This window comes from Acidobacteriota bacterium (assembly GCA_039028635.1).
In the GTDB taxonomy this organism is placed as follows: domain Bacteria; phylum Acidobacteriota; class Thermoanaerobaculia; order Multivoradales; family JBCCEF01; genus JBCCEF01.
The window spans coordinates 1-26,975 of sequence record JBCCHV010000031.1 but is presented as its reverse complement, the minus strand read 5'-3'; the positions used below and the strand labels follow the sequence as shown (position 1 = coordinate 26,975).

At 67.6% G+C, this 26,975-nt stretch carries 23 protein-coding genes and 1 riboswitch; of the genes, 11 read left to right on the top strand and 12 right to left on the bottom strand.

Going from position 1 to position 26,975, the window contains the following annotated elements:
• Positions 1-14: 14 nt before the first annotated feature.
• On the top strand, positions 15-860 hold the full coding sequence (locus AAF604_13740; GenBank protein MEM7050723.1) for a DUF6544 family protein: 846 nt from the start codon (positions 15-17) through the stop codon (positions 858-860).
• Between the two features lie 33 nt (positions 861-893).
• Here AAF604_13740 and AAF604_13735 read toward each other — a convergent pair whose 3' ends face one another.
• Positions 894-2,243, bottom strand: a complete 1,350-nt coding sequence (locus AAF604_13735) for a hypothetical protein (GenBank protein ID MEM7050722.1) — start codon at positions 2,241-2,243, stop codon at positions 894-896.
• Between the two features lie 198 nt (positions 2,244-2,441).
• Between AAF604_13735 and AAF604_13730 the strand changes: the two genes are divergently transcribed.
• Positions 2,442-2,615 carry a hypothetical protein gene (locus AAF604_13730; GenBank protein MEM7050721.1) on the top strand — a complete coding sequence of 58 codons (174 nt, stop codon included), beginning with the start codon at positions 2,442-2,444 and terminating at the stop codon, positions 2,613-2,615.
• 37 nt (positions 2,616-2,652) lie between these two features.
• A complete protein-coding gene (locus tag AAF604_13725; GenBank protein MEM7050720.1) occupies positions 2,653-3,630 on the top strand; it encodes a carbon-nitrogen hydrolase family protein in 978 nt (325 codons plus the stop codon).
• A gap of 20 nt (positions 3,631-3,650) precedes the next feature.
• Here AAF604_13725 and AAF604_13720 read toward each other — a convergent pair whose 3' ends face one another.
• Positions 3,651-6,815 (bottom strand): error-prone DNA polymerase, encoded by a 3,165-nt coding sequence (locus AAF604_13720; protein ID MEM7050719.1) that lies wholly within the window; start codon positions 6,813-6,815, stop codon positions 3,651-3,653.
• A 154-nt stretch (positions 6,816-6,969) separates the two neighbouring features.
• Here AAF604_13720 and AAF604_13715 point away from each other — a divergent pair, with 154 nt between their 5' ends.
• A complete protein-coding gene (locus AAF604_13715; protein ID MEM7050718.1) occupies positions 6,970-8,403 on the top strand; it encodes a tetratricopeptide repeat protein in 1,434 nt (477 codons plus the stop codon).
• A 44-nt stretch (positions 8,404-8,447) separates the two neighbouring features.
• Here AAF604_13715 and AAF604_13710 read toward each other — a convergent pair whose 3' ends face one another.
• Positions 8,448-8,723, bottom strand: coding sequence for a hypothetical protein (locus tag AAF604_13710; GenBank protein ID MEM7050717.1), 276 nt, complete (start codon positions 8,721-8,723; stop codon positions 8,448-8,450).
• Between the two features lie 123 nt (positions 8,724-8,846).
• Positions 8,847-9,575, bottom strand: coding sequence for a metallophosphoesterase family protein (locus AAF604_13705; protein MEM7050716.1), 729 nt, complete (start codon positions 9,573-9,575; stop codon positions 8,847-8,849).
• A 289-nt stretch (positions 9,576-9,864) separates the two neighbouring features.
• Between AAF604_13705 and AAF604_13700 the strand changes: the two genes are divergently transcribed.
• Both AAF604_13700 and AAF604_13695 read left to right on the top strand, forming a co-directional pair.
• The gene (locus AAF604_13700) at positions 9,865-12,414 is read left to right on the top strand and encodes a TonB-dependent receptor (GenBank protein ID MEM7050715.1); all 2,550 of its coding nucleotides are present in this window, start codon (positions 9,865-9,867) and stop codon (positions 12,412-12,414) included.
• Between the two features lie 354 nt (positions 12,415-12,768).
• Positions 12,769-13,779, top strand: a complete 1,011-nt coding sequence (locus AAF604_13695; protein ID MEM7050714.1) for a 1-aminocyclopropane-1-carboxylate deaminase — start codon at positions 12,769-12,771, stop codon at positions 13,777-13,779.
• Between the two features lie 243 nt (positions 13,780-14,022).
• On the opposite strand, the gene AAF604_13690 is transcribed toward AAF604_13695, so the two are convergent.
• Together AAF604_13690 and AAF604_13685 are read right to left on the bottom strand one after the other, a co-directional pair.
• Positions 14,023-14,490, bottom strand: coding sequence for a DUF3465 domain-containing protein (locus AAF604_13690; GenBank protein MEM7050713.1), 468 nt, complete (start codon positions 14,488-14,490; stop codon positions 14,023-14,025).
• Positions 14,491-14,492: 2 nt separating this feature from the next.
• Positions 14,493-16,940 carry a prolyl oligopeptidase family serine peptidase gene (locus tag AAF604_13685; protein MEM7050712.1) on the bottom strand — a complete coding sequence of 816 codons (2,448 nt, stop codon included), beginning with the start codon at positions 16,938-16,940 and terminating at the stop codon, positions 14,493-14,495.
• Positions 16,941-17,284: 344 nt separating this feature from the next.
• Here AAF604_13685 and AAF604_13680 point away from each other — a divergent pair, with 344 nt between their 5' ends.
• From AAF604_13680 to AAF604_13670, 3 genes are all read left to right on the top strand, one after another.
• On the top strand, positions 17,285-17,557 hold the full coding sequence (locus tag AAF604_13680; GenBank protein MEM7050711.1) for a DUF4190 domain-containing protein: 273 nt from the start codon (positions 17,285-17,287) through the stop codon (positions 17,555-17,557).
• A gap of 220 nt (positions 17,558-17,777) precedes the next feature.
• Positions 17,778-18,164, top strand: coding sequence for a RidA family protein (locus AAF604_13675; protein ID MEM7050710.1), 387 nt, complete (start codon positions 17,778-17,780; stop codon positions 18,162-18,164).
• A gap of 187 nt (positions 18,165-18,351) precedes the next feature.
• A complete protein-coding gene (locus AAF604_13670) occupies positions 18,352-19,191 on the top strand; it encodes a transglutaminase-like domain-containing protein (GenBank protein ID MEM7050709.1) in 840 nt (279 codons plus the stop codon).
• Here the strand turns inward: AAF604_13670 and AAF604_13665 are convergent.
• A complete protein-coding gene (locus AAF604_13665) occupies positions 19,184-19,816 on the bottom strand; it encodes a methyltransferase domain-containing protein (GenBank protein MEM7050708.1) in 633 nt (210 codons plus the stop codon). The genes AAF604_13670 and AAF604_13665 overlap by 8 nt on opposite strands.
• Before the next feature lie 68 nt (positions 19,817-19,884).
• A complete protein-coding gene (locus AAF604_13660; protein ID MEM7050707.1) occupies positions 19,885-20,538 on the bottom strand; it encodes an alpha/beta hydrolase-fold protein in 654 nt (217 codons plus the stop codon).
• A gap of 36 nt (positions 20,539-20,574) precedes the next feature.
• On the opposite strand from AAF604_13660, the gene AAF604_13655 reads away from it, so the two are divergent.
• Complete coding sequence (locus AAF604_13655; protein MEM7050706.1) at positions 20,575-21,006, top strand: hypothetical protein; 432 nt, start codon at positions 20,575-20,577, stop codon at positions 21,004-21,006.
• 9 nt (positions 21,007-21,015) lie between these two features.
• Here AAF604_13655 and AAF604_13650 read toward each other — a convergent pair whose 3' ends face one another.
• Entirely contained in the window at positions 21,016-22,341 is a 1,326-nt protein-coding gene (locus AAF604_13650; protein ID MEM7050705.1) for a saccharopine dehydrogenase C-terminal domain-containing protein, read from the bottom strand.
• A gap of 191 nt (positions 22,342-22,532) precedes the next feature.
• On the opposite strand from AAF604_13650, the gene AAF604_13645 reads away from it, so the two are divergent.
• On the top strand, positions 22,533-23,126 hold the full coding sequence (locus AAF604_13645; protein MEM7050704.1) for an outer membrane beta-barrel protein: 594 nt from the start codon (positions 22,533-22,535) through the stop codon (positions 23,124-23,126).
• Positions 23,127-23,183: 57 nt separating this feature from the next.
• Here AAF604_13645 and thiC read toward each other — a convergent pair whose 3' ends face one another.
• The 3 genes from thiC to AAF604_13630 all read right to left on the bottom strand — a co-directional run bounded on the left by thiC (position 23,184) and on the right by AAF604_13630 (position 26,592).
• On the bottom strand, positions 23,184-24,620 hold the full coding sequence (gene thiC, locus AAF604_13640) for a phosphomethylpyrimidine synthase ThiC (protein MEM7050703.1): 1,437 nt from the start codon (positions 24,618-24,620) through the stop codon (positions 23,184-23,186).
• A 67-nt stretch (positions 24,621-24,687) separates the two neighbouring features.
• A riboswitch (TPP riboswitch) is annotated at positions 24,688-24,794 on the bottom strand.
• 55 nt (positions 24,795-24,849) lie between these two features.
• Entirely contained in the window at positions 24,850-25,920 is a 1,071-nt protein-coding gene (locus AAF604_13635) for a prephenate dehydrogenase/arogenate dehydrogenase family protein (GenBank protein ID MEM7050702.1), read from the bottom strand.
• 129 nt (positions 25,921-26,049) lie between these two features.
• Entirely contained in the window at positions 26,050-26,592 is a 543-nt protein-coding gene (locus AAF604_13630) for a hypothetical protein (GenBank protein MEM7050701.1), read from the bottom strand.
• Between the last annotated feature and the right edge of the window lie 383 nt (positions 26,593-26,975).

The following is a 26,975-nucleotide window of genomic DNA, read 5'->3' as shown; positions in this document are numbered from 1 at the left end:
GGAGGCGGTTCTCTATGTTGATCCTCGGGGGAGTCATCGTCCTCGTCGCGGGAGTCTTGGCGTTGCGCCTCTGGCGTTTTTCCGATGGCCGCGCCGATCGGCGGTTGTGGGATTCGCTGGCGCGGACTGTCCCGACCGGGGAGCAAGTGCGCTTCGATTCCGCGATGGTCGACGGCCTGCCGGCGGCGGCGCGGCGTTACTTCTCGTACTCCATCCAACCGGGGACACCTCTGGTCTCGGCCGTGGAGCTCGAGATGGAGGGCGAGATCGGGTTGGGGACTCGCGACAAACCGGGCTATCGGCCGATGCGGGCGCGGCAGATTCTGGCGCCGCCCCACGGCCTCGTATGGCGAGTGCGCTCCGGATCCATTGCGGGGTCCGACGGCGCATCGACGAGCCAGTCTTGGACGCGCTTCTGGCTATTCGGAGTCTTGCCGGTGGTGCGTGCTGGTGGCAATGCCGATCACCGTCGCGCCGCCTTTGGCAGAGTGGTGGCGGAAGCGGCCTTCTGGGCGCCGGCCAGCTTGTTGCCGGGGCCTCACGTCACCTGGCATGGGGTCGACGAGGCCACCGCCCGCGCCGAGGTCCGATTCGGCGGCCTGGCGCAGGTGGTGGAGGTGACGGTGGACGACTCCGGCGAGCCACGGCAGGTGGTCATCGAGCGCTGGAGCAACGCCAATCGCGACAAGGTCTATCGCCTACAGCCCTTCGGCGGGGTGCCCTCGCGCTTTCGCGACTGCGAGGGCTACCGTTTGCCGACCCGCGTCGAAGGAGGCAACTTTTTCGGCACTGAGGACTACTTTCCGTTCTTCAAGGCGACGGTGACCACTTTACGCGCCGCGGTTCCGCTCTCTCGATAGCGCGCCTCATGCGAGCCTGGCCGATCGCTGAAGCTACTGCACGTCCGCCGTCCATGCGTTGGTGTTGCCGGACTCGAAGCCGTCGCGGAAGAGCAGGGAGAAGTTAGGCAGGGCGATGAAGGCGCCGGCCGAGCCGCTGCCGACGTTGAAGACGGTGAAGATGCCGAAGGCTTCGCCGGTGACCAACACCGCCGCGTCTTCGCCCCCGGCGATCAACGTGCCGTCGGCCCGCAGGTCGAGGTCGACGAAACGCTCGGTGGTGATCTGACGTTTGATCTCGTTGCCGTCCCGATCGAAGTGGAACAGGGTCGCCCCGAAGGGCACGGCGAAGATCTCGCCGGCGGCGTTGATCGCAATCGCCCGGACGTCTTCGCTCAGGGTGATGGTGCCGAGGGCGCCCATCGTCGAGGGATTGAAGAAGTCGAGGGTCCTCTGGTCCGAGCGCAGGGCATAGAGAAAGCCATCGAGGCCGAGGTTGAGATCGATGTAGTCGGTGCCCGGCTCGAAGCGCTCGGCGCTGAAGCCAGAGCTCGAATCGAAGCGCACGATGCCGTTGTCACCGTCGAACATGTCGGTCACATAGACAAAGTCGGCGAAGGTCGCGATGCCGCCATAGGTGAGGTTGTTGACCGTGTCCCAGTCGGCGAAGGTGTCGTGGCGCCAGGTGGCGGTGGCGGGCTCTCCGGTGCTCAGCACCGGATCGAAGGTGCCGTTGTAGACGTGGACTCGGCCATTGCGACCGATGGCGACGTCGCGGGCCGACTCGGTGAGGGCGGGCGGAGCCGCCGGGTTGCCGAGAATCGGAATCACCTGTCGCCGCTGGCCGAAGATGGTGTACTCGTAGAGGCGGTTCTGGAAGGCCACCACGATGCTGTCATCGGCGATCGCCCGGCCGCCGAACTCGAGATCGAACTCGAGGCTGCCATTGAGGGCCGGCGTCGCCTCCTCGCAGTGCTGCTCGAAGGTCGCCGAGAAGCGTACCGGCTCCCGAAACCAGTCGTAGAGCGCCTCGCTGACCGAGAACTCACCGCTCAGCGTGTTGCAGCCCCGCCCCTCGCCGCTGACCGCCAACCCGGGGCGATTCGCAGCCTGAAAAGGAAAGCGTTCGGCGTTCGGGAAGTCACCGATGGTCAGCTCGATGCCGCCTGGGGCGGCGAAGTCGAGGCTCCAGGTGCTGGGCCCCGGCATCTGGTCGAAGTCGAAGGAGACGCCGCCGGCACCGTTGCGCCCAATGGTCCAGGTGCCGTCCCGGTCGGTCCAGGTGGCGGACTGACCCTGGCCGATGAAGTCGCCCGGTTCGCTGTCGTAGGTGTAGGTCACCGAGTGGGCCGAGGCCGCGGTGGAGAAGATGAGGCAGGCCAGCATGGAGATGGCGAATCGCATGAGTTTCTCCCGGATGTCGTCGGTCCCGATGCCGGCGTTTCAGATGCCGGCGTTCCTGACGTCAGCGGCGACCCGCTCTGGCGGTCGACCGACGAGATCGACGATGTCTTCCCAGTCCCCCGTCTAGCATCGGACAAGGCGGCGCTCGATGCAAGGCCAGACGGTGGAATAGGACGAGCCGTGCGCCGTAGGGAGGGTATGAGTCACTTTTCGAGACCCCTCGGGCCTTTTGCTGGCGGCTGGGTTGCCATCGGTGTCGGCATCGGCACGGCGGTGTGTGTCGGCTCGGACGATGCTGGCCTTGGAATCGGCGTCACCGTCGCCGTCCTGGTGGTCGCGTGGGTTGCTTGGCGCTTCGGGAGCGGTTCCTGAGGCGTTGAAGGCGAGGCAGGCGCTGTAAGCTCTCGCCATGCCGAGCTCCGACACCGTTCCCGTCGCCCTGATTCAAGCCGAAATCGCCCCCTCCCTGGAAGAGGGGCTGGAGCGCTCCTCCAAGCTCGCCCTTGAGGCGGCGGGTCAAGGGGCCCGCCTGTTGGTCTTTCCCGAAACCTGGCTGCCGGGCTATCCCGCCTGGATCGACCTCTGCCGCGATGCCGCCTTGTGGAACCATCCGCCGACGCAGCGCGCCTTCGCCGGTATCGTCGAGGAGAGCGTGACCGTGCCGGGGCCGGCCTGCGGCCGCTTGGCGGCGCTGGCCCGGGAGCTGGCGGTGACGATGGTGGTGGGGGTGAGCGAGCGGGTGGACTCCGGCCCGGGACGCCATACCCTCTACAACTCGCTCCTCACCTTCGGCCCCGAAGGCGATCTCCTCAACCATCACCGCAAGCTGGTGCCGACCTACACCGAGCGACTGATCTGGGGGCCTGGTGACGGCGATGGCCTACGCGCCGTCGACACGCCGGCCGGCCGGGTGAGCTCGCTGGTCTGTTGGGAGCACTGGATGCCGCTGCCGCGGCAGGTGCTGCACGAGAGTGGCGAGGACATCCACGTCGCCGTCTGGCCGACGGTGCACGAGATGCACCAGGTGGCGAGCCGCCAATACGCCTTCGAGGGCCGCTGCTTCGTGCTCGCCTCCGGCGGTCTGATGAAGGCTGCCGCTTTGCCAGTGGAGCTCGAGCCGCATCCCGAGCGCGTCTCCGGTCCCGACGACTGGGTGCTGCGCGGCGGCAGCGCCATCATCGGCCCCGACGGCTTCTACCTCACCGAGCCGCTGTTCGATGAGGCGGCGGTGATCGTCGCCGAGCTCGACCTGGCCCGCATCCGCGAGCAGTCCATGACCCTCGACGTTACCGGCCACTACCACCGGCCGGAGCTCTTCGATCTCTCGGTGCGACCGAGCGGACGAACGGTCGAGCGGGCGGCCAACGAGTTGCTGCCGAACGACTGAGCTCGCCGGGCGCCGGGCGCTCAATGAAAATCGTGGCTCGGGATGGTGGCCAGCGACGACAGCGGTCGGAAGGTCTCCGCCTTGACCGAGACGGAGCCGTCCCGCTGTTGCAGGATGCCGTCGACGATCAAGCCCGTGGAGCCGACGATCAGGGAGCGGAACTCCTCCAGGATCGGCGGGCTGACGATCGCCTGGCTCATGCCGGTCTCGTCCTCCAGAGTCATGAACAGCATGCCCTTGGCGGTGCCTGGACGTTGCCGCACGATGATCGAGCCGGCGGTCTGCACGCGCCGGCTGTCGGGGACCTTGTCGAGGTCGGCGGCGGCGGTGATGCCGGCCTGGTCGAGGAGTGGCCGCAGATGCTTCATCGGGTGGGGGCCGGTGGTCAGGCTGGCGATGCGGAAGTCCTCGAAGGTCTCTTCGAGGGCGCTCATCTCGGGCAGCGGCGAGGGCGACTCGTCTGGCAGGGGGGCGAGCAGGGGGCCGGCGTCGCGGCTCGCCCGCGCCGCTTGCCAGAGGGCCTGGCGGCGGCTCAGGCCGAAGGTGGCGAGGGCGCCGACGGCGGCCAGGGCCTCGAGCTCGCCGGTGCGCAGGGTGGCGCGGCGGGCGAGGTCGTCGGTGTCCCGGAAGGGTTGCTCGCGCTCGATGGCTTCCGCCGCCTGGCGCCGCAGACCCTTGACGTAGCGCAATCCGAGGCGCACCGCCCCCTCTTCCCAGCGACAGCGCACCGTCGAGCGGTCGACGTCGATCGGGCGCACCTCGACGCCGTGACGCTCGGCATCGCGAATCAGCGTCGCCGGGTGGTAGAAGCCCATCGGCCAGGCGTTGAGCAGGGAGAGGAAGAAGGCCGCCGGATGGTGCGCCTTGAGGTAGGCGCTGGCGTAGGCGATCAAGGCGAAGCTGGCGGCGTGGGATTCCGGGAAACCGTAGAGGGCGAAGGAGGTGATGGCGTGGGTGATCTGCTCCTGTGCCTTGCCGGTGATGCCGCGGGCGGTCATGCCGTCGCGCAGGCGCTGCTCGATGGCGTCCATCGCCTCCACCGAGCGCTTGAAGCCCATCGCCCGGCGCAGCTCCTCGGCTTCGCCGCCGGAGAAGCCGGCGGCCACCATCGCCACCCGCAGGATCTGCTCCTGGAAGATTGGCACGCCGAGGGTGCGTTCGAGGATCGGCTTCAAGCTGGGATGGGGGTAGGTCACCTCCTCGCGCCCCATACGGCGCTCGAAAAACGGATTGGCGAGGTTGCCGACGATCGGTCCCGGGCGAATGATGCCGACCTGGATCACCAGATCGTAGAAGGTGCGCGGCGCGTTGCGCGGCAGCGAGGCCATCTGGGCGCGGCTCTCGATCTGGAAGACGCCGACGGTGTCGGCGGCGCGGATCATGCGATAGGTCTTCGGGTCGTCCGGGGGCAGGTGCGAGAGGTCGACCCGCACCCCTTCCTCGCGCCGGATGATGGGCACCGCCTCTTCCAGCGCATTGAGCATGCCGAGGCCGAGAAGGTCGATCTTGATGATGCCGAGGTCGGCGCAATCTTCCTTGTCCCACTGCACCACCACTCGACCGGGCATCGATGCCGGTTCTAGCGGCACGACCTCGTCGAGGCGGCCGTCGGCGATCACCATGCCGCCGGAGTGCTGACCGAGATGCCGCGGGCTGTGCAGGATGCGCTGCCAGAGGTCGGCGAAGTGGCGCACTCGCGGTTCCGCCGGATCGAGGCCGGCGGCGCGGATCTCCTCCGCCAGGACCTTCGGCTGGCCGGCGTGGACGTCGCGATGCCAGCTCCCCAGACGGCGCGCCAGGCGGTCCTCCTGGGTGGGGGAGAAGCCCAGCGCCTTGGCCACCTGACGGGCGGCGGAGCGCTCGCGGTAGGTGATGACGTTGGCGGTCATGGCGGCGCCGTGGGGGCCATAGCGCTGGTAGACATACTGGATGACGCTCTCGCGGCGCTCGCCGGAGGGCAGGTCGAGGTCGATGTCCGGCCACTCGCCGCGCTCTTCCGACAGGAAGCGCTCGAACAGCAGGTCCATCTTCACCGGGTCGACGGCGGTGATCGAGAGGGCGTAGCAGACGGCACTGTTGGCCGCCGAGCCGCGTCCCTGGGCGAGGATGCCCTGGCGCTGGCAGAAGCGCACGATGTCCCACACGATCAGGAAGTAGCCGGCGAGGTCGAGCTTTTCGATCAGGGCGAGCTCGCGCTCGAGCTGCCCCTGGGCCTTGGCGGTGAGCGGCCGGAAGCGCGCCTGGGCGCCGCTCCAGGTGATCTGGCGCAGGTACGAGGCGGGGGTCTCGCCGGGGGGCAGCGGGTAGGCCGGGAAGCGGTAGCCGAGGTCTTCGAGGGTGAATGGCAGCGCGGCGGCGAGGGCGGCGCTCTCGGCCACCGCCCGCGGCAGGTCGGCGAAGCGCCGGGCCATCTCCTCGGCGCCCACCAGGTGGCGCTGTCCCTGGGCGGCGAGGCGGCGGCCGGCGGCGTCGAGGGTGGTGCGGTGGCGGATCGCCGTCTGGACGTCGTGGAGGGCCTTGTCGTGGCGCTCGGCATAGCGCACCCCGTTGGTCGCCAGGAGCGGCAGGCGCAAGCGTTGCGCCAGGCTCTGGGCGGCCTGGTTGCGGTGCTCTTCGTGGCGCTGGAAGTGGCGCTGCAGCTCGACGTGGAGGCGGCCGTCGAAGAGCCCCGCGAGGCGCTCGAGAGTGCGTTGCCCGGCTTCCAGGCCATCCCGGGTGAGGCTTTGGGCGAAGGGTCCTTCATCGCCTCCGGAGAGGGCGTGGAGGCCGCCGGCATGCTCGGCGATGAGGTCCCAGGTGGCGACCGCCTGACCCTTGGGGCGGTGCCGTGCCGCCGCCGTCAGCAGGCGACAGAGGTTGCGGTAGCCGGAGCGATCGCGGACCAGCACGGTCAACCGGGGCCGGTCGGCGTAGTCAGGGTCCGCCTTACCGGCAGTGCCTCGCCGATCGGCGGATTCGTCCGCCAGAGTGATCTCGGCACCGACCAGCGCCCGCAGACCTCGCTCGCGGGCCGCCTTGAAGAAACGCGGAGCGCCGTAGACCCCGTTGCGATCCGCCAGGGCGACGGCGGGCAGGTCGTGGCGCGCGGCGGCTTCGGCGAGCTCTTCCGGTGGCGAGGCGCCGTCGAGAAAGGAGAAGGCCGAGGCGGCGCGCAGCTCGACGTAAGGCGGCGGGCGGCGTCTCATGGCTCGAGGTTAGCGTAAATGGGGCGTAAATTCGAATGTCGGGAGCGTCGCTATCGGGGGGCCGGGAAGCTCAGAGGTCGCCGCCGAGAGCGGGTCCACAGGTCGGGCTAGAATGCTCCTCTCGAACTCGCAGTCTTCTTGCGGAGGTGTCTCCATGGCCCGTTTGCTCGTCTTCGTCCTGGTTCAACTGCTGATCGCGGCACCGCTCTTCGCCACCTGCGGCGGTGGCGGCGGTGGCGGTGTTGGCGGCATCACCCCCAACCTCGGAAACGGCCAGACCGAGCAGGTCTATCGCGTGCCCTGGATCGTGATGCCCGACGGCACCACGCGCCTCGATGGCGATCTGGTGCTGTTCTGGTTCCCGACCTCGCCGGAGCAGGCCCGATCCTCGGGCCTGCAGACCTCCCGCAACCTGAGCGTCTGGGCGTCGCGCTGCGTCGGCATGGGCGTGGTGCCGACGGACAACGGCACGTTGCGAGAGAAGTTGGCCGTCGCCGGTGAGCATCCCTCGGCGGTCCTGCTCGATGGCGGTGGCGAGGAGATCGGCCGGGTGAGCGGCGACAACGGCTCGCTGGCGCTGCGGGCGGTGGAGAAGCTGGTCGGCGGCGAGCTCGAGGCGCGTGAAGAGACCGTCAAGGGACTGCTCGCCAGCGCCACCGCGAAGCGCAAGGGCGGCGAGACGGAGAGCGCCGCCGGGCTCTATCGCCAGGTCTGGGAATCCCGCTGTCAGTTCCCCGGTCCGGCCAAGAAGGCCGCCAAGGGGCTGAAGAAGATGGGATTGGCCACCGACGAGCAGATCGGCTGGCGGGGGGACGAGGCGGATCTCTCGCCGGCCACCACGCGGCGCGTCGACGAGCTGATGACCGCCGGTCTGATCGCCGAGCGGGCGCTGCGCATCGACGAGGCGGAGCGCCTCTATCGCCGGGCCTGGAAGGCCGATCCGGCGGATCCCGTGCCGCTGCGTTTCCTCGCCGAGCTGCATCGCCATCACAGCGGCGACTGGCAGCAGGCGACGGAGCTCTTCGAGCACCTGCTGGCGGGCCCGGTGGACCCGCTGTCACGGGCCGTCGCCCTCCACGGTCTCGGCAAGATGACCATCCACAGCGGCGACTTCGATCGCGGTCTGGCCTACTTCGAGCAGTCCGTCGCCGCCTTCCCCCTGGCTCTGACCTACCGCAACCTGGCGGTCTACTGGAACTCCGAGGCCGAGCTCGAGAAGGCCTACGGCTATGTCGAGAAGGCGATGGCTCTGGAGCCCCACGACCTCTACAACCAGGTCTTTGCCGCGACCTATCTGGTTGAGCTCGGCCGGCCCGACGAGGCCGAGCGCATCGCCCGTGCCAACCGCGGATTCCTCGAGGCGTCCTACAACCTGGCGGCGATTCACGCCCAGCTCGGCCAGCGGGCCGAGGCCTTCGAGCTCCTGCGGCGTCATTTCTACGAGTACGAGCGCTATGACGCGGTGCGCTCCAAGGAGATGCAGGAGGCGCGCGACGACATCGTCTTCGCGGCCTACCACGACGACCCCGAGTTCATCGCCCTCACCGCCCTGGCGGACGGCCTGGGAGCTGCTGCCGGCGGGCGCTGATTCGTTGCGAAGATGGCCCCGGGAGAGCCCGGGGCCGGTGAGAGTCAGTTGGAGGCGGTGCGAGTATCGGGCACCTGCGGGCTGAGTGGCTCGACGGGCACCACCATCGCCGGGTAGCAGTAGTTGAGGCACTCGCGCTCGCTGAGCTCACCATCGTGGTAGTTGTCGCCATCCCAGGCGTCGCAACCGTCATAGCTGCCGTCGATGTCGTAGTAGGTGACGGTGGTGCAGTCGCCTTCGACGGTGACCACCGAATCACGGGCGATGGCGAACGGGGCGAGGACCAGCAGAACGAGAGCTAGAAAGAGCAGTTTTTTCATCGCAAGAGCTTCCTTGGGTTGAATTTTCGAAGCGACGGGCATGTCTCGGATGTCCGTCTTCAGGAAGATGCGGAAAACCGCTTGCCAACTCCCTCACCGAAGCGCCTGGCTTCAGAGCGCGGGCTAGCCTAGGCCGGTGCGCAGCCAGCGTGCCCAGTCCGGGCGACCGCCGCGCTCGGCCTGGCGCGCCGCCCCTTCCCAGTCGTAGGTCACCTTTCTCGGCTCGATCCGCCAGCCGCCTCCGGGCCGCCGCTCGAGCAGCGCATAGCGGGCATGGGGGGTGCCGGACTCCATGGCGTGGGGATGAGGAGAATCATCGGTGTAGGCGGGAAGGCCGACGCTGCCCGGGTTGAGCACCTGGCGCCGGGACGGGAGGTGGCGGTGACTGTGGACGTGGGTGTGGCCGCAGGCGACGTAGGGCGCCGCGACGGCGTCGAGGAGAGCCTCTACCTGTTCATCGGGGCGGTCGCCGCTACCGGCGGCGGTCACCATCTCGAGGAGCGGTTCGAGATCGCTGCGTGGCGTGCCGTGACAGAGGAACCAGTCCTCGACGGTAGTGGTGGCCGGGAGCTTCGCCAGCCAGGCGAGATCCTTCGGCTGCAGGGCGGCGACGACGGCCCGGGCTCTGGGATCGAGGTTGTCGGCGAGCAGATCGCGGTCTTGGTTACCGAGGACGGTCACCGCCTCGAGGGGCCGGAGGAGCTCGGCGGTGCCGGCCGGGTCCAGCGGTCCGAAGAAGCAGTCTCCGAGGTTGATCCAGCGTTCGATGCGATGTTTCGAGGCATCGGCGATCACGGCCTCGAGGGCCCGTCGGTTGCCGTGAATGTCCGCCAGCATGGCCCAGTAGGTCATGTCCCTCTCCCGATCAGGGCGCGGTGCGGCGTGGAATCCGTTCGCCGCGGGCGCGATTTCTGTACGTACTTACGTAAGTGAGATTCTGCAGACCTCTGCGGAGGAAGTGGTTTTTTGGTGGTACGATTTTGCCTTAATTGTTATGACGGCGAGTTTTCTTGGGGCGAGCCCACGAGATTTGTGGGTTCGAAATCTTCTATGATGAATTTAAGCGATCACGCACTAACGATGGAGGATCGGGACAATGACAGGAGTTCGAGCGAGACGATTTTGGTGGATTCTGGCTTTGGTGAGCGTGCTCGCCATGGGCTGGTCGGTACAGGTGATGGCCCAGGACGAGCCGGCGGACGCGCAGGCCGAGGAGGCCGAAGGACAGGAGGAAGAGGCCCAGCCGGAAGTCTATGGCGAAGAGATCGTCGTCACCGGTAGCCGAGCCGGTGGGCGTACGGCCACCGAATCGATCGTGCCGATCGACGTCATCTCGGCCGACGACTTCGCCAACCAGGGCGAGTCCGACGTCAGCACCCTGCTCCGTACCCTGGCACCGTCTTACAACGTCAATACCCAGCCGATTTCCGACGCGGCGACGGTGGTGCGGCCGGCCAATCTTCGCAACCTCGCTCCGGACCACACCTTGGTCCTGGTCAACGGCAAGCGCCGCCATCGTGCGGCGGTCATCTACTGGCTCGGCAACGGCGTCGCCGACGGCGCCCAGGGGCCGGACATCTCCGCCATTCCGGCGATCGCCCTGCGCCAGGTCGAGGTGCTGCGCGACGGTGCTTCGGCGCAGTACGGCTCCGACGCCATTGCCGGCGTGATGAACTTCATGCTCAAGGACGACCGCTCCGGGGGCAGTCTCGAGGTGCGCACCGGTGGCTACACCGAGGGTGACGGCGACACCTCGTCGATCGCCGGCAACGTCGGCTTGCCCCTTGGCGAGATCGGCTTCTTCAACCTCAGTGGTGAGTATGGCTTCGCCGATCCCACCAGCCGCAGCGTGCAGCGCGACGATGCCGCCGGCCTGATCGCCGCCGGCAACTCCAACGTTCGCAATCCGGCCCAGATCTGGGGCTCGCCGGAAACCGAGGACGACCTCAAGCTGTGGGCCAACTTCGGCCACTTCATGAACAACGGCATGCAGTTCTACGGCCATGCCAACTACGTCTCGAAGACCGTCACCGGCGGCTTCTACTTCCGTAACCCCAACACCCGTAGCGCCGTGTTCAGCGGCGACGGTGGCGACACCCTGCTGGTCGGCGACTTGGTCGATGCTCAGGACGGCGTGCTCGACGGCTCCGCGGGCTGCCCGATCGTGCGGATCAACAACAACATTCCGGATCCGGTGGCCCTGCAGCAGGTGATCAACGATCCCAACTGCTTCTCCTTCCAGGAGATCTTCCCGGGTGGCTTCACCCCCAATTTCGGCGGTGACCTGGAGGACAACTCGATTCTTCTCGGCCTGCGCGGTCAGACCGACTTCGGTCTGTCCTGGGACGTCAGCCTGAGCAACGGCTCGAACGAGGTCGACTTCTTCATCAACAACACCGTCAACGCTTCCCTCGGACCGGACACGCCGACCTCCTTCGATCCGGGTCTCTACGCCCAGGAGGAGTTCAACTTCAACATCGACGTGTCCTACGCCCTCAACGACCAGACCAACCTGGCGGGCGGTGTCGAGTGGCGCGACGAGGAGTTCGAGATCGGCATCGGTCAGCTCGAGTCCTTCCAGATCGGACCGCTGGCCGAGCAGGGCTTCAGCGCCGCCTCGAACGGTTTCCCGGGCTTTGGTGACCTCGCCGCCGGTACCTGGAGCCGCAGCAACTACGCCGTCTACGGCGATCTCGAGCGCAATGCCGCCGACGATCGCTGGACCTTCGGCCTGGCGGTGCGCTTCGAGGACTTCGAAGACTTCGGCACCACCACCAACGGCAAGATCGCCGGCCGCTACCGCTTCAACGACAACTTCCAGGTCCGCGGCAGCGTCAGCACTGGCTTCCGGGCGCCGACGCCGGGTCAGTCGAATGCCTTCAACGTGTCGACCGAGTTCGATCTGCAGGCGATGGAGCTGGTCAACAACGGCACCATCCCGTCGTCGTCCCGCGTCGCCCAGTTGCGCGGCGGTGAGCCGCTGGTGGCCGAGGAGTCGACCAACTTCGCCTTCGGTGGCGTCTACGAAAACGGTCCCTTCACGCTCACTGCGGACCTCTTCCGCATCGATCTCGAAGACCGCCTGTCGGTCACCCAGCTCTTCACCCTGACCCAGGCGGAGGTCGACGCGCTGATCGCCGAGGGCATCACCAGCGCCGCCAACCTGCAGAACTTCCGCTTCTTCACCAACGACTTCGACACCGAGACCCAGGGCCTCGACGTCGTCGCCACCTATGCGCCGCCGGCGCTCAACGGCGACACCGTGTTCAGCTTTCTGTTCAACATCACCGAGACCGACGTGGTGGCGTTCAACCCGGCCACTCTCGACCAGACTCGCATTCGCGAGCTGCAGGAGGCCCTGCCGGAGAATCGCTGGGTGCTGTCGGCGACCCACGAGCTGAACAACGGCCTGCGTTTCCTGGGCCGGGTGAGCTACTACGACGACTGGTTCGATTCGGAGGACGGCCTGGTCTACGGTGGCGAGTACCTCCTCGACCTCGAAGCCGCCTACACCTTCAACGACAACGTCACCTTCATCCTCGGGGGCCAGAATGTCCTCGACACCACGCCGGAGGAGAACCCCAACGCGGCCGCCGGTGTCGGCAACCGCTACAGCCAGTTCTCGCCCTTCGGCTTCAACGGTGCGTTCTGGTACGCGCGGCTGAAGTACAGCTGGAAGACGGGCTTCTAACCAGCTCGCTCCGCGAGTCGTTGTTGCAGGGGGGCTTTTCAAGCCCCCCTCGCCTACGCGGCCTGGACCGCACGCGCATGTCGTGCGGCGCGGCCGGCCAGGCCTCACCCCCTCCAGGGCGGCCCCGAGACGAGCCTTTGGCTCGCGAGCCCTGCCTTCGCAGGGCTCGGTCGGTCTCGGTCCGATTCTTTGCTTCAAATTAGGAATCACCTGGCATGTAGGGCTTTTCAAGCCCCCCTCGCCTACGCGGCCCGGACCGCACGCACATGTCGTGCGGTGCGGCCGACGAGGCCTCACCCCCGGACTCTGCTGTCAGGCGCCTCCGCGATTCCGCTCTCCTGTGAGGTTGTTGCCATGAGCCTCGATGACTACCCCCGCCATCCGCTGACCTTCGGGCCCTCGCCGATCCACCCCCTACCGCGCCTCAGCGCCCATCTCGGCGGCGAGGTGGAGGTCTGGGCGAAGCGGGAGGATTGCAACTCGGGTATCGCCTTTGGCGGCAACAAGGTGCGCAAGCTCGAGTACCTGGTGGCGGAGGCGTTGGCGCAGGGCGCCGACACGCTGGTTTCGATCGGCGGAGTGCAGTCGAATCACACCCGCCAGGTGGCCGGCGTGGCGGCTCATCTGGGCCTGAAGGCGGTGCTGGTGCAGGAGGCCTGGGTCGACTGGCCGGACGTGGTGTACGACAAGGTCGGCAATCTTCAGCTCACCCGCATTCTGGGCGGCGATAGTCGTTTCGACAGCGCCGGCTTCGACATCGGGATCCGCGATAGCTGGCAGGCGGCGCTGGAGTCGGTGCAGGCCGAGGGAGGAAAGCCCTATGCGATTCCAGCGGGGGCTTCGGACCATCGGCTGGGAGGTCTCGGCTTCGCCCGCTGGGCGCGGGAGGTGGCGCAGCAGGAGGCCGAGCTCGGTCTCTTCTTCGACACCGTCGTGGTCTGCACCGTCACCGGATCGACCCATGCCGGAATGATCGCCGGCTTTGCCCTTGAAGATCGGCCGGACCGGCGGGTGATCGGGATCGATGCTTCCGCAACCCTCGACCAGACCCGTTCCCAGGTCGAGCGCATCGCCCGCTCGACGGCCGACCTGATCGGCCTCGGCCGCGCCCTGCGTGCCGACGAGATCGAGGTCGTCGACGGCTACAGCGGTGGTGTCTACGGGGTGCCCGATGAAACGACCATCGCCGCCATCCACACCTGCGCTCGCCTCGAGGGCATGCTCACCGATCCGGTCTACGAGGGCAAGTCGATGGCCGGCCTGATGGATCTCGTGCGACGTGGCGAGATCGCCCCCGGCTCGCGGGTGCTCTACGCCCACCTCGGCGGCCAGCCGGCCCTCTCCGCCTACGCCGGCGTCGTTTAGCAGGCTGCTGAAAAAGTCTTGACTCGGCGCATCTTTGGTACTCAAGAGTTCCCGAGCCCAGCGGGCGAGGCGGCGCCTTCGGCGCCGAGGACGGACCGCCCTGGACGGGGGTGAAGGCGCACGACATGTGCGAAGCCGGGCCGCGAAGGCCTGAGGGGGGCGCGTTTAGCCCCCCTGGCCGGGCGCCCCTGAAACAAACAGCAGGCGCTGAATAAGCCGCCACGCGGCTTTTTCAGCAGCCTGCTAGCGAACGCGCTGACCGTCGATCTCGACCCAGCCGCCCTGGTGGCGACCGTCGGGGTCGTGGTGGGTCCAGTGGACGACCCCGCCGCGGTCGTTCCACTCGTATCTGCCGCGGAAGCGAATGGAGTCGCCGACGGCGATGTCGAGGCGGTCGGCGAGGTCGATGTTGTGGCTCAGCAGGATGGTTTGCTCGGGGGTCACCTGGACGATCATGCGCTGGTGGCGGGAGCCCTGGAGGTCGTCCGGTAGCCGGCGCACGACCTCACCGCCGGCTTCGACCCACAGGCCCGAACGTTCCCCCTGGTAGGCCTCGGCGATGGCTCCGGCACCGCTTTCCGGGCCGGCGGTGCTGGAGCCGCCGCGGGAAAGCCAGCCGGAATCCCGAATCACCCAGATGCTGGCGAACAGGATCATCAGGAAGAGATATCGCTTGCGGCCGAGGCGCCGCCGCGGGTGCTTCGGGCGCATCGTCATCTGGCGGCGGCCTGGGCCTCGTCTTGGGGCTTGTTCTTGACGTAGGTGTCGAGCCAGCGCTCCGTTTCCCACAGCATGTGGAGAATCGACTCGCGGGCGCGGTAGCCGTGGCTCTCGTGCGGCAGCATCACCAGCCGGGCGGTCGCGCCGAGGCCCTTGAGGGCGTTGTAGAAGCGCTCGCTCTGCATCGGGTAGGTGCCGGAGTTGTTGTCCACCTGACCGTGGATCAGCAGGATCGGCTCGTTGACCTTGTCGGCGTGCATGAAGGGCGACATGGCGAAGTAGATCTCCGGCGCCTGCCACACGGAGCGCTCCTCGGCCTGGAAGCCGAAGGGCGTCAGGGTGCGGTTGTAGGCGCCGCTGCGGGCGATGCCGGCGGCGAAGAGGTCGGAGTGGGCGAGCAGATTGGCGGTCATGAAGGCGCCGTAGGAGTGGCCGCCGATGACCATCCGGTCGCGATCGCCGACGCCGCGTCGCACCAGCTCGTCGATCGCCGCGGCGGCGCCGTTGACCAGCTGCTCGACGTAGGTGTCGTTGGGCTCGTCGTCGCCTTCGCCAATGATCGGCAGAGTGGGGTCGTCGAGGACGGCGTAGCCCTGGGTAAGCCAGAGCATCGGCGACCACCAACCGATGCGGGTGAAGCGATGGGGCGAATCGGTCACCTGGCCGGCGGCGTCGGCGCTCTTGAACTCCTGGGGATAGGCCCACAGCATGGTGGGGAGGGGGCCATCGCGCTCGGCCTCGTAGCCCTTCGGCAGGTAGAGGGTGCCGGTGAGCTGGACGCCGTCCGCCCGCCGGTAGCGAATCAGCTCCTTCGACACGCCGAGGAGCTGCGGGGTGGGGTGGGGCATGTCGGTGATCTGCTGCAGCGAATCGCTGGTCAGATCGCGCACGTACAGGTTGGGCGGCTCTTCGACCGACTCGCGCAGGGTCAGGAAGCGCTGGCCATCGGCGCTGAGGATGTCGAGGGGGCGCTCGTAGTGCGGTGCCTGGGAGCGGAACAGTCGTTGTTTCTCGTCGCTGTCGAGGTTCCAGAGATCGAGGAACGGACGATCACCCTCTTCCGACGCGCCGTCCCCGATCATCACCAGGGACTTGCCGTCGTCCAGGGTGAGGAGCTGCTGGCGGCCGCGGGCGTTGGCTTGCATCACCGGCTCTCCGGGATCGCCGTAGCGATCCTCGAAGGAGCCCTCGTGAACCAGCTTCGGAGCCTTGGCCGGCGAGGCCGGATGCACCCGCCAGGCGCGGGTCTGGCGCGATTTCCACCACCAAGTGCTGACCAGGGCGAGGTCGTCGTGGCCCCATTGCACGGAGCTGAAGCGCAGCTCGAGGTCGGCCAGCTTCTGAGGCTCGCCGGTGAACGGTGCGGCGAGCAGGTAGAGGCGGTCCCGCAGCTTCGCTTCGGCGCCGGCATCGCCGCCATCGAGGGCCTCGGCCCAGGCCAGGGAGGCGTCGACGTCGGCTCGCCACATCGGCTGCCGGGGGCCCGTCACGACGCTGCCGAAGGCCGTCGGCACACCCTCCATCAGCGGCCGGTCGGCGAGCTCGTGGACGACTTCGCCAGAGCCGTCGAGGATCGCGATGCGGCGCGGGAAGCGAAACGCCGGCACCAGGTAGGAGTAGGGCCGGTGGAGGGTTTCGAGGAGCAGGTAGCGGCCGTCCGGCGACGGATCGACCTGCCAGACGATTGCCGGGTCGGTCAATCGCTCGACCTTGCCGTCGAGACCGATCCGGGCGACTTGAGAGGTGAAGTAGTGATCGAACAGAGCCTCGTCGTGACGGCTCTTGAGGAGGTCTTGGTAGGTGCGGGCCGGTGCCGCCTTGCCGGTGGTTTCCTGAATGACCGGTCCACTCGGCACGGTCGGCGCGCTCGGCACCGCACGCTGGTTCGCCGGCCGCACGGTGGTGACCAGGGCGGAGCTGTCCGGCAGCCACGAGATGCCGCGCGCCATGGCGAGATTGAGGATCGGGCCGGTGAGGCGCCGGGCCTCGGCGTCGGCGAGAGAGGCGGTCCACAGCTCCAGGCCGTCGGCCGTCGTGTGGGTGAAGGCGAAGTGCTCGCCATCCGGTGACCAGCGGAAATTCTCGAGGTGGGCATCCGGCGGCAGGCTGGTGACCGGCCGGCTGCGGCCTTCGAGATCGACCAGCGTGATGCCGCGCGAGTAGAGGGTCCAGCTGCGCGCGTTGCTGCGCGTCTTCACCCGGATGCCGGCGAGGCGCAGCTCCGGCTCGGCGAGGGTGGCGATGGTGGGCTGGCTCGGGCGATCGAGCAGAGCCACCGCCCGGCCCTGGGGATGAATGCGCAGCCGCGGCGTGAGAGGTGCGTCGAGAAGATCGACCAGGTCCTGTTGCGGCTGCTGATATTGGGCCGTCGCCGGCTGTGTCGTGAGCAGGCCGCCGAGAAGCAGGCAGAGGGCGGAAAGGAAGGGGGCTCGGAAGCTCATGTCGGACAATCTCCTCAGGTCTGATGGCAGCTGCGATTCTACTCCTGCCCGCGGACGCCGGACGGGGGCGCCGTGATGCGAGCCATCGAAGTTGGTGCCGCCGGTGCCCATGCGATACGAGAGCGAGCGTCCGAAGTTGCCCGCGGCTGGCCTGAGCCGCTGAGCGGCCCGCGGTCTGCCGCCGTCGAACCGGAGCGACCTCGGATTAGATGAGCGAATTCGATGGTAAATGGCGCTGGAAAGGGCGTAGGTTGCGCCTCGCGGCTGCGAGCGGTGGTCGCGGCTCCTTGCCGGCACCCGCTGGGGGCCGGTTATTCACTGATGTGTTGATGGGAGGGAAAACCATGAGTCAAGCCTCGAACGAGATCATGAAGGCGGTTCTTCCGGTCGGACGCTCGGCCTGGGCGATCGCCGCCGGCTATCTCGCCTTCTTCGCCATCTTTCTGATTCCGGCCCCGATCGCCCTGCTCTGTGGGCTGATGGCCCTGCGCGATCTCCGGCAGCGTCCCGCCGTCGGTGGCCGTGGGCGGGCTTGGTTCGCCATCATCAGCGGCGGCTTCTTCACCCTTTTCGGACTCTTCGTCGGCGGCGTCCTGCTGTTCGCGCCCGCCGCCTGAGGCGGGGATCGGTCCCGGCAGCGCCGATTCCCCGAGACGCTTCGGGGAGAGGGGCTCGCTGGGATGGAGCGGCATCTTCGAGGGGCGCTCCCTCTCCGTCCCTCATTCCTTTTTATCTCTCGTTTTATCGGTCGTTGACCCTGACCGATGTCGTGCGCCTCGGCGTTGGCGATAGCATGGGCCGAGTCAACGGCCGGGGCGCAGGCCCCAGAGGGAGTGAATGGCCTTCGAGCGCGTCTTCTCGGGAGCTCCGTGGGAGCAAAAGGTGGGCTATTGCCGCGCCATCAAGGCGGCGGGGCAAATCTATGTCACCGGCACGGTCGCGGTCGGGGATGACGGGCAGAGTCTGTTCCCGGACGATCCTTTGCGGCAAACGCGGCGCTGTCTCGAGCTGATCGACAAGGCCTTTCGGGAGCTCGGAGCCGATCTCTCGAAGGTCGTCCGCACTCGCTTCTTCGTCACCGACATCAGTCGTTGGAGCGAGATCGGCGAGGCCCATCGAGAGGTTTTCGGGGATCATCCGCCGGCGACCACCATGGTCGAAGTGAAAGCCCTGATCGCGCCTGACTTCCTGGTCGAGATCGAGGCCGATGCAGTGATCGAGTAGCCGCTCGAGCGAAGTTCTGGCCGCCGGGGGATTCGAGCCCTCGGGAATCGTGGCGGCACGGAATTCGTTCCCACAGGAGGACGAACCGGACGCCCGGGGCCGAGAGCGCAGCCGATGGCATTTTGCTCTCAGGGCGTCGGAGATGGAAAATGCCGGGCTCTGGACCGACCGGGGCCGGAACACCACTATGGAAAATTTCGGGGACAGCTCAGCGAGCCGCCAGCGATTCGCCCGTCTGGTCGCACGACCGGACGGCCAGATCGACCTCGCCGAAGGGGCATTGCTGATCGCTGCCGAGGAGTATCCGGAGCTCGATATCGAGGACCAGCTACGCCGCCTCGATGGGCTCGCCGACGCTGCCCGAGGAGCTCTCGCCGAGGTCGAGGACGATCCCCTCCTGAGGTTGCAGCGCCTCAATCGCTTCCTGTTCGTCGAGAGTGGATTCCGCGGCAACCGCGAGGATTACTACGATCCCCGCAACAGTTTTCTCAACGAGGTACTCGAACGGCGATTGGGGATCCCGATCACCCTTTCCCTGGTGCTGATGGAAGTCGGCCGGCGCGCCGGTGTCGAGCTCGAAGGGGTGGGGTTCCCGGGCCACTTCCTGGTGCGCCATGGGCAGACCCTGCTCGACCCCTTCGACGGTGGCCGTTTTCTCAACTGCCACGACTGCCAGGATCTCCTGGCCTGCATGACCGGCGGCCGGATGCCCTTCCACGACGGTCTCCTGCGCACCGCCAGCAATCACGAGATCTTGTTGCGCATGCTCAACAATCTGCGCGGTATCTACTCCGAGATCGGCGACCAGGAGCGCGTCATCGCGGTGCTCGATCGCCTGCTTCTGCTGGCGCCGGAGGATGGCATCTTGCGGCGAGATCGCGGCCTGCTTCTGCTCGAACGCGGCGAGTGCAGTCGCGCCTTGGCGGATCTCCAAGCCTACCTGACGGCGGAGCCGGGGGCCCTCGATCGCTGCCGGATCGAGCTCGCGGCGATGCGAGCGCAGCGCCGGGCCGGCTTGGTCAATTAGCCGGTCGACGCAGAATCAGACAGTACATATCGTCGCGCCCATTCCAGGGGGAGTGGTGCGCGACCACTTCGAACCCAGCGGCGAGGGCTTCCTTCTCGACGATGTCCGGTCGAACGCTGTGCGACTCGCGGTCTGCCGGCACCCCCTCGATCGGCGAGCCATCGTAGGTCGAGTAGTCGACCACGGCGAGTAGCCCACCGGGCTTCAAGGCCTCGAAAAGGCTTCGATTCATCGCCCGCGGTGCCACGAAGTGGTGGTAGACGCGGCGTAGCAAGAGGGCATCGCAGCAACCCGCATCGAGGCCCGTCGAGGTGTCGTCTCCGAGCACCGCCCGGGCTCGACGCAGACCGGCCGCGGCGAAGCGCTGACGGATCTCGTCGAGGCGCTCTTGATCGACCTCCGTCGCCAACACGGTGCCGCCGGGCGCGACCGCCTCGGCGAGAGCCAGGGCCCACTCGCCACGGCCGGCTCCGACGTCGGCGAAGGTCTTGCCGGCGGTCAGGTCCATCACCACCGTCAACTCGCGCACCTCGGCCGGATCGGCCTGGCGTGGCTCCAGGCTGTGACAGCCCGCCAGGATCGAGGCGAGAAGGACGGCGGCGAAGAAGGGACGGAACGCGCTCACATTCATTCCTACGTATCGCGGACGCCAGGCGTTTTCATCGTCAGCTTGCGGCAACTCGACGCCGGCCCTCAGCCGGGAAAGACCCGACGGCCGAGCCAGTCTGCGAGCAAGGCCAGGGCCTCGGGGCGAATCTCGTGCCCCATGTCGAACTCCCGGTAGGTCAGCGAAACCCCGAAGGGGCGCAGGGCTTCACGCGATTCACGGGCGCGCTCGACGGCGATCACGGAGTCCTCGGTGCCGTGAACAACCAGGGTGGGCAGCTCCTGATGGTCTTCGGCGGCAGCATGGCTGGCGGCGAGGCTTTCGGGGAGCCAAGAGGACAGAGCCGCCAAGCCGCAGAATTCCTGCGGCGCTCCCAACACCAGGTCGTAGGCCATCACGCCTCCCTGGCTGAAGCCCAGGACGGCGACTTTCCGGCGGTCGATGGGAAAGCTCTCGAAGGCGCCATCGACGAACTGCCGAAGCTCACGCCGGGCTTGGTCGAACACCTCCTCGGAGGGTGGTCCGCCGGGGTCGAGGGGGAACCAGCCGTAGCCTTCGACGCCACCGCCGAGGGGAACCGGGATCGAGCCCTGGGGACTGAGCACGAGGGCCTCACCGCCGTGCAGCCAGGGGGCCAGGCCGAGGAGATCGTGAGCGCTGGCGCCCCAGCCGTGAAGAACGAAGAGAGTTGGAAACGGTCCGTCGCCGGCCGGGATATGAGCGGTATGAAGCAGATTCATGGGCGGGATGATAGCCGAGCCGATAGACTGCCGGCCATGCGACTTCCATCTCTTGGCTTGTTGTCCGGGTTGGTGCTGGTGGCCGGGATCACCTCGGCCTGCGGAGGAGTTCCTTCGACCCCCCCGGCTACGGCCGCCGCCGAGCCCGCTCCGAGCGCCGAGTCGGCGGCTGCTGAGACCCTCGACGTCTCGAGCTTGGCCGACTGCGACACGGTCATCACCGCCTACAAAGGCCTGATGGACGATTCCGCTGCCTGCCAGCAGGACTCCGACTGCCGCGTCGAGGCCGGCAACTGCGACACTGGCCTCGGCGGATGCTGGTACGCCGTGGCGACGGACTTCGACACCGAGCTCAAAGGGCGGCTGGTCGAGCGCCACCGGGAGCTGGCCTGTGGCGGTGGCGTCTGCCGCTGCCCGGCACCGCCGGAAGCGGCGCGCTGCGAAGCCGGACGCTGCGTCGCTCCCTGAGGGCCGAAGTTACGCCGTGCGCTCCGTGAAGCGCACCCCCGCTTGCTCCAGCTCAGCCAGGATGGGGCGGTAGAAGACCGCTTCCGTCGGAATCCGCACGCCGCTCTCGCGCAGGTCGCCGGTGAGGATGAGGCGGGTCGCGATCGCCGCCGGCAGGCCGACCGTTTTCGCCATCGCGGTGATGCCTTGTGGTTCCCCGTACTCGACCATGGTGGAGGTCAGCTGCTCCTGCCGACCGTCGCGATGACGGAGGCCGAGCTCGTGGTGCAGGATGACCATGTCGCGGCCTCCCGGTGGCAGGGTGAGTCGGTCTTGCAACAGGGCGACGAGGGCATCGCAGGCGGTCTCGCCGCCGCCAACGGCGGCTTCCTGGTCGAACAGTCCGAGCCATTTCAAGGCCGCCAGCTCCTGACTGTCGGAGGCCAAGCCGAGGAACGATGCGGCACGCTCTTCGACGCTGCCACCGGCCACGTCGTCGGGCAGGAACAGATCGGTGAGGGCGCCGTAGCTCATCTCCCCGAGGCCCGGGATCGGCAGAGCGTCGTTGGGCAGGCCGAGGCGCACCAGATGGCGCCAAATGGCGCAGTAGCCGGCATGGCGCAGGGTGCCTCGGATCAGGGTGCGGCTGTGGTGCAGGCCGAAGATCTCGCGATAGGCCAGGGAGTCGCGGTTGGGGTAGGCGTCCATCGCGCCGATGCCCGGCACGTCGACCGTCCAGGCGTCCTCGAAGATGCGGTTCCAGGGAGTGATCTGCCGCCTTCCGGCGCGCAGGAACTGGGCGCCGTCGCGGGCGGCGAGGGCGACATTGATCGGATTCCAGGTGATGGCGTAGCCGAGCGGATTCGAGATCGAGTCCGGGGCCGGCACGCCGCTGCCGTAGGAGGCGAAGGACTCGACCGTGGTGCCGGCGGCCTGCAGCCGGTCGAGGAGCTCCATCGTCGACATGTGGTCGATCCCCGGATCGAGACCGATCTCGGTGAGGATCAGGACTCCCCGGCGGCGTGCCTCGGCGTCGAGGTCGTGGGTCGCGGCCGCCGTGTAGGAGGCGGACACCATCGGCTTGCCGGCGGCGAGGCAGACTTCCGCCACCGGCGCCTGCAGGAACGGTGGGAGCAGATTGACGGTGATATCGGCCGCGGTCACCTCGGCAGCATCGGCCTCGAGGTCGAAGGCGATGGCTCGACCGCGCGGATGGTCCGCCACTCGCTGCTCGGCGGCCTCGCGGTCGCGGTCCGCGACGGTGACCTGCCAGTCGTGCTCGAGGGCGTCGGCGAGCAGGTTGCGGATCAGCAGGGGAGCGCTCTGGCCGGCGCCGAGAATCAGGACTTTCTTCATGGCGGTCTCGCTTCGTTGGGGTCGGCGATGGTGCGACGGAGGGCACATTGTAGCCCTCGATGACGAGCCGCGAAACGGCCGCGAGAAACCGGGTCGCGGCGTCGGCGAGTCGTCCGGAACAGAGGCTGCACCGATGGTGAAACACCAATTCGAGTAGGATGCGCCTCTGAACTCCTCAAGGGAGAAAGACCATGAAGAAAACAGCGATTTGGATCCTCACGGCCGCCCTCGGCGCGGCCCTCTGGGCGTCTCCGGCGCAGGCTGGAAACGTCGCCCTCTATGGCTCCTACTGGGATACGGAAGACACCGGTGAGAACATCGGCGGTGGCGCTCGCCTCGGCCTGATGTCGGTCGGTTCCCTCGAATTCGAGGCGCGGGTTTCCTTCTACGAAGAAGCAACCGACGATCTCTTCGACCGCATTCTCGATGGCGAGGACCCGCGCACCGGCAACGGCATCCAGGTGACGCCGGTCGAGCTCGGAGTGCGCTTCAACCTCGGTCGCCCGATCGGCTTTCGGCCCTATATCGGCGCCGGTGCCAGCTATTACGTGCTCGATGCCGACACCGGCGACGTCGACGACGAAGGTGGCTATTACGGCCTCTTCGGATTCGAGCTCGGCGACCAGAGCGGTCTGCGCTTCTTCGCCGAGGCCATGTACCGCACCGTCGAAGCGACGGTCGAGTTCGACCGCGACGACTTTCCGGACATCACCATCGACGAAGATCAGTTCGACATCGATCTCGGTGGCGTGGCGATCAACGCCGGCGTGACCTGGAGCTGGTAGAGGAGGTCTCCGGCGCTCCCGGCGAGGGCCCTCGAGCCACCGCCGGGAGCCGCCTTACTAACCGTGGACGCCGGTCAGTCCGCGGGCAAGCCTTTCCTTGCGGTATTGGGCGGCTTTCTCGGCCAGCCCCGTTTCCACCGCGCTGGTCACCTCCAGCCGGCGTTCGCCGGCGAACTCCCGCAGCTTGTGGGTGATCTCCATCGAGCAGAATTTCGGCCCGCACATGGAGCAGAAGTGGGCCACCTTGGCGGTTTCCTGAGGCAGGGTCTCGTCGTGGTAGGCGCGCGCCGTCTCGGGATCGAGGGAGAGGTTGAACTGATCTTCCCAGCGGAACTCGAAGCGCGCCTTCGAGAGGGCGTCATCGCGCTCCTGGGCTCCCGGGTGACCCTTTGCCAGGTCGGCGGCGTGGGCGGCGATCTTGTAGGCGATCAGGCCCTGCTTGACGTCGTCCTTGTTGGGTAGGCCGAGGTGCTCCTTGGGGGTGACGTAGCACAGCATGGCGGTGCCGAACCAACCGATCATGGCGGCGCCGATGGCGCTGGTGATGTGGTCGTAGCCGGGGGCGATGTCGGTGACCAGCGGCCCGAGGGTGTAGAAGGGTGCTTCCTGACAGACCTCCATCTGGCGATCGACGTTCTCCTGGATCAAGTGCATGGGCACATGGCCGGGGCCTTCGATCATCACCTGGACGTCGTGATGCCAGGCGATCTCGGTGAGCTCGCCGAGGGTGTCGAGCTCGGCGAACTGGGCCTCGTCGTTGGCGTCGGCGATAGATCCCGGGCGCAGACCGTCGCCGAGGGAGAATGAGACGTCGTACTGCGCCATCAGCGCGCAAATTTCCTCGAAGCGGGTGTAGAGAAAGCTCTCCTGGTGGTGAGCCAGGCACCAGCTCGCCATGATCGAGCCGCCGCGAGAGACGATGCCGGTGACCCGTTGGGCGGTCAGCGGGATGTGGGCCAGGCGTACGCCGGCGTGGATGGTGAAGTAGTCCACCCCCTGGCGAGCCTGCTCTTCGAGGGTTTCCATGAAGCTGTCGAAGGTCAGCTCTTCGGGGCGCCCGCCGACCTTCTCGAGGGCCTGATAGATCGGCACCGTTCCAATCGGCACCGAGGAGTGGCGCAGGTTGGCTTCGCGGGTCTCGTGGATCTGCTTGCCGGTGGAGAGATCCATCACCGTGTCGGCGCCCCAGCGGATCGCCCACTCAAGCTTCTCGATCTCCTCCGGGATCGACGAGCTGGTCGCCGAGTTGCCGATGTTGGCGTTGACCTTGACGCCGAACTTGCGCCCGATGACCATCGGTTCGAGCTCCGGATGGTGGATGTTGGCGGGGATGATGGCGCGGCCGCGGGCGACCTCCGAGCGCACCAGCTCGGGGGAGCAGCGCTCGCGCTGAGCAATGTGCTCCATCTCCTCGGTGATCACGCCGCGACGGGCGTAGTAGAGCTGAGTCGGGGTGGCGTCGCCCCGGCGGCGCTCGATCCATTCTTGACGCACGATGGCTCTTGCTCCTCTCGGACAGAGGGCGGAGGACCACGGCAGCGGCCATGGGGCATGGGCGGGTCTCGGCTTCGTTTCGCCTTCCCTCCGCCGGTATCAACCGGATCAGGTTCCTGGGTTTGATCTCAGTCCTGGCGGCCCTCGGGCCGCTAGGACACCCCCGCGAAACGCTGTCGAAGCCAGGCCGGAGCCTACGCCTGCGGCCCCTCGGGTGCAACCCTGGAGGCTAGATATCGGCGGCGGTGCGTCGTTTCCCCTCCGCCATCAGATCGGCGAAGGCGTCGGCGTCGCGGCCTTCGACGCTCGCCATCAGGCGCTCGATGGCGGTCGCCAGCTTGCCCAGGGAGGAGATTGAGTGCGGGTTGTCGGCCTGGATCTCGAAGTAAACCTCGGGGCTCTCGCGCACCGCCTCGGCGGCGAGCTTGGCGAGCGCCTGGAAGGTGGTGCTGCGCACCGGATGGTCGTTTTCCGGCAGCGAAACGGCGAAGGCAATGGCGGTGGCGTGGGAGAGGCTCAGCAGGTCGCCCATCAGGCGGTCGTGCTCGGCCAAGGGCAGGCGGATCCGCCGCGCGGTGGTGGCCCGGAAGAGCTCTTCGACCAGGCCCGTCGAGGCCTCGTCGCCGGTGTCGCAGATCACCACGTCGGCATCGCGCAAGAGTAGCCGTGAGGGGCCGAACATGGGGTGGATCGAGGCCACTCGACCGCCGGCGCGGCGCAGTCCCTCGATGGCGTCGACGAGGGGAGTCTTGATACTCGCGATGTCGACCACCACCCCTGCCGGTGGCTGCGCGGTCCAGCGTCGATACCAGTCGACGGCACCGCGCGGCGGCACCGCACAGACCACCAGATCGGCGGTCCCCAGGGTGTCTTCGCCGCGCCGGTTCTCGGGCGCCGAGGCGGCGGGATCGATCACCGCGGTGTCGTAGCCCTGGGTCTCGAGGAAGCGGCCCATCCAGCGGCCCATGCGGCCGGCGCCACCGACGATGACGGCGCTCTTGCCGGCTCCGATGGCGGCGTGACGGAGGTTTTCCTCCTCCTGAACGGTCACCGAGGCCTCGATCAGCCGGCTCACCAGATCCTGGGCGACGGCACTGCTCAGACCGCTGGCGCCGGCATTGTCGGCGGCCCGCTCGAGGACGCGTTTTTCCTGCCCGAAGTCGATCGTCGCGCGCCCGGCGGCGCGCTTGATCTCGGCGACCCGGCGCGCTAGCTGGACCCGCTCCGCGGCGAGGCCGACGAGCTGCCGGTCGATCTCTTCGATGCGTCGGCGAACGTCTTTCAGATCCGGTTCCGCCATCACTCCCTCCTGGCCGGTTTCTCGCGCCCGGAGCTCTCACCGGCCATCGGCTACGCGGTCGAAAGCGGTGGCGTTCCCGGGCGAAGGCCCGAGGAGGGTAGCAGGATTACCCCGCGGGGCGGCGTTGGCCTACCAGGGCGCCGTTTGGGGCGCCTCGATCTCGGGACGCGAGCCGTCCCACAGGAACTGGCGGCGATGGAGATGGTCCCAGAGCTGGCGGTAGCGCTGCGGCGCGGCTTGGTGGTAATGGCGGTCGATGGCTTCGCGCAGGCGCAGCTCGAGGGCGGCGTGGGGCACGATGCGGCGCCCGCTGGCGAAGGAGAGGTCGTCCTGGACGGCCAGATCGTCGGGGTCGAGCATGGCGACGCTGAGCTCGCGGCCGTCGTCGGCGAAGGGAATGGCGCAGCAGCGGACGGCGAGGCCGCTGGGGATCCGCGCGATCACCTCGGTGGGGATGCGCTGCAGATCGCCGGCGGAGGCGAAAGGGCGCCGAGATTGCAGTGAGAGGGCGGCCAGCACGGCGGCTTCGTCGATGGCGTCCACCTCCAGCAGGCAGGTTCCGAGGCGACCGCCGGCATCGCGCTGGCTCTCGAGGGCTTGGTCGATTTGTTGCTCGGTCAACTGGCGCAGGCCGAGCAGTAGATCTCCCAGCCTTCCCTTGCTTTCGTTCATGGTCATTCCCCCTTGCCTGGGCGAGTCCGTCGTCCGCATCGGTGCGCCCGAGGTCCCGAGTTTTGGGACACCTCTTCCGGCGCCGGATCGGCGAAGTTGTTACCTCTCGCAGGGTGAGAGTCGGGCTCGGGGTCAGGATTCCCAGGCAGCCGCCCTTTTGTCGACCGGGCGCGGCGATCGAGCTAGCAGGTTGCTGGCGCCTTTTAGCCCCCCTGGCCGGGCGCCCCTGGAATAAACAGCAGGCCAACTCGGGGAGAGAAGTTTTGGAAATGAGTACTCTCTTCATCTATCTCCGTTGTGTTTAGATACTTGGGCGAGGTCACATTTGGTTGGGGTAACACCGTCACCGAGACTAGAGAGCACATCTCCCATCTTCCGAGAGG

Excerpts from the sequence above, each read along its gene's own strand:
- AAF604_13645 (MEM7050704.1), top strand. The coding sequence starts at position 22,533 with ATGAAGAAAACAGCGATTTGGATCCTCACGGCCGCCCTCGGCGCGGCC.
- AAF604_13725 (MEM7050720.1), top strand. The coding sequence starts at position 2,653 with ATGCCGAGCTCCGACACCGTTCCCGTCGCCCTGATTCAAGCCGAAATC.
- AAF604_13635 (MEM7050702.1), bottom strand. The coding sequence starts at position 25,920 with ATGGCGGAACCGGATCTGAAAGACGTTCGCCGACGCATCGAAGAGATC.
- AAF604_13730 (MEM7050721.1), top strand. The coding sequence starts at position 2,442 with ATGAGTCACTTTTCGAGACCCCTCGGGCCTTTTGCTGGCGGCTGGGTT.
- AAF604_13630 (MEM7050701.1), bottom strand. The coding sequence starts at position 26,592 with ATGAACGAAAGCAAGGGAAGGCTGGGAGATCTACTGCTCGGCCTGCGC.
- AAF604_13680 (MEM7050711.1), top strand. The coding sequence starts at position 17,285 with ATGAGTCAAGCCTCGAACGAGATCATGAAGGCGGTTCTTCCGGTCGGA.
- AAF604_13740 (MEM7050723.1), top strand. The coding sequence starts at position 15 with ATGTTGATCCTCGGGGGAGTCATCGTCCTCGTCGCGGGAGTCTTGGCG.
- AAF604_13735 (MEM7050722.1), bottom strand. The coding sequence starts at position 2,243 with ATGCGATTCGCCATCTCCATGCTGGCCTGCCTCATCTTCTCCACCGCG.
- AAF604_13720 (MEM7050719.1), bottom strand. The coding sequence starts at position 6,815 with ATGAGACGCCGCCCGCCGCCTTACGTCGAGCTGCGCGCCGCCTCGGCC.
- AAF604_13650 (MEM7050705.1), bottom strand. The coding sequence starts at position 22,341 with ATGAAGAAAGTCCTGATTCTCGGCGCCGGCCAGAGCGCTCCCCTGCTG.
- AAF604_13690 (MEM7050713.1), bottom strand. The coding sequence starts at position 14,490 with ATGCGCCCGAAGCACCCGCGGCGGCGCCTCGGCCGCAAGCGATATCTC.
- AAF604_13670 (MEM7050709.1), top strand. The coding sequence starts at position 18,352 with ATGGAAAATTTCGGGGACAGCTCAGCGAGCCGCCAGCGATTCGCCCGT.
- AAF604_13660 (MEM7050707.1), bottom strand. The coding sequence starts at position 20,538 with ATGAATCTGCTTCATACCGCTCATATCCCGGCCGGCGACGGACCGTTT.
- AAF604_13685 (MEM7050712.1), bottom strand. The coding sequence starts at position 16,940 with ATGAGCTTCCGAGCCCCCTTCCTTTCCGCCCTCTGCCTGCTTCTCGGC.
- AAF604_13705 (MEM7050716.1), bottom strand. The coding sequence starts at position 9,575 with ATGACCTACTGGGCCATGCTGGCGGACATTCACGGCAACCGACGGGCC.
- AAF604_13655 (MEM7050706.1), top strand. The coding sequence starts at position 20,575 with ATGCGACTTCCATCTCTTGGCTTGTTGTCCGGGTTGGTGCTGGTGGCC.
- AAF604_13710 (MEM7050717.1), bottom strand. The coding sequence starts at position 8,723 with ATGAAAAAACTGCTCTTTCTAGCTCTCGTTCTGCTGGTCCTCGCCCCG.
- AAF604_13675 (MEM7050710.1), top strand. The coding sequence starts at position 17,778 with ATGGCCTTCGAGCGCGTCTTCTCGGGAGCTCCGTGGGAGCAAAAGGTG.
- AAF604_13695 (MEM7050714.1), top strand. The coding sequence starts at position 12,769 with ATGAGCCTCGATGACTACCCCCGCCATCCGCTGACCTTCGGGCCCTCG.
- AAF604_13715 (MEM7050718.1), top strand. The coding sequence starts at position 6,970 with ATGGCCCGTTTGCTCGTCTTCGTCCTGGTTCAACTGCTGATCGCGGCA.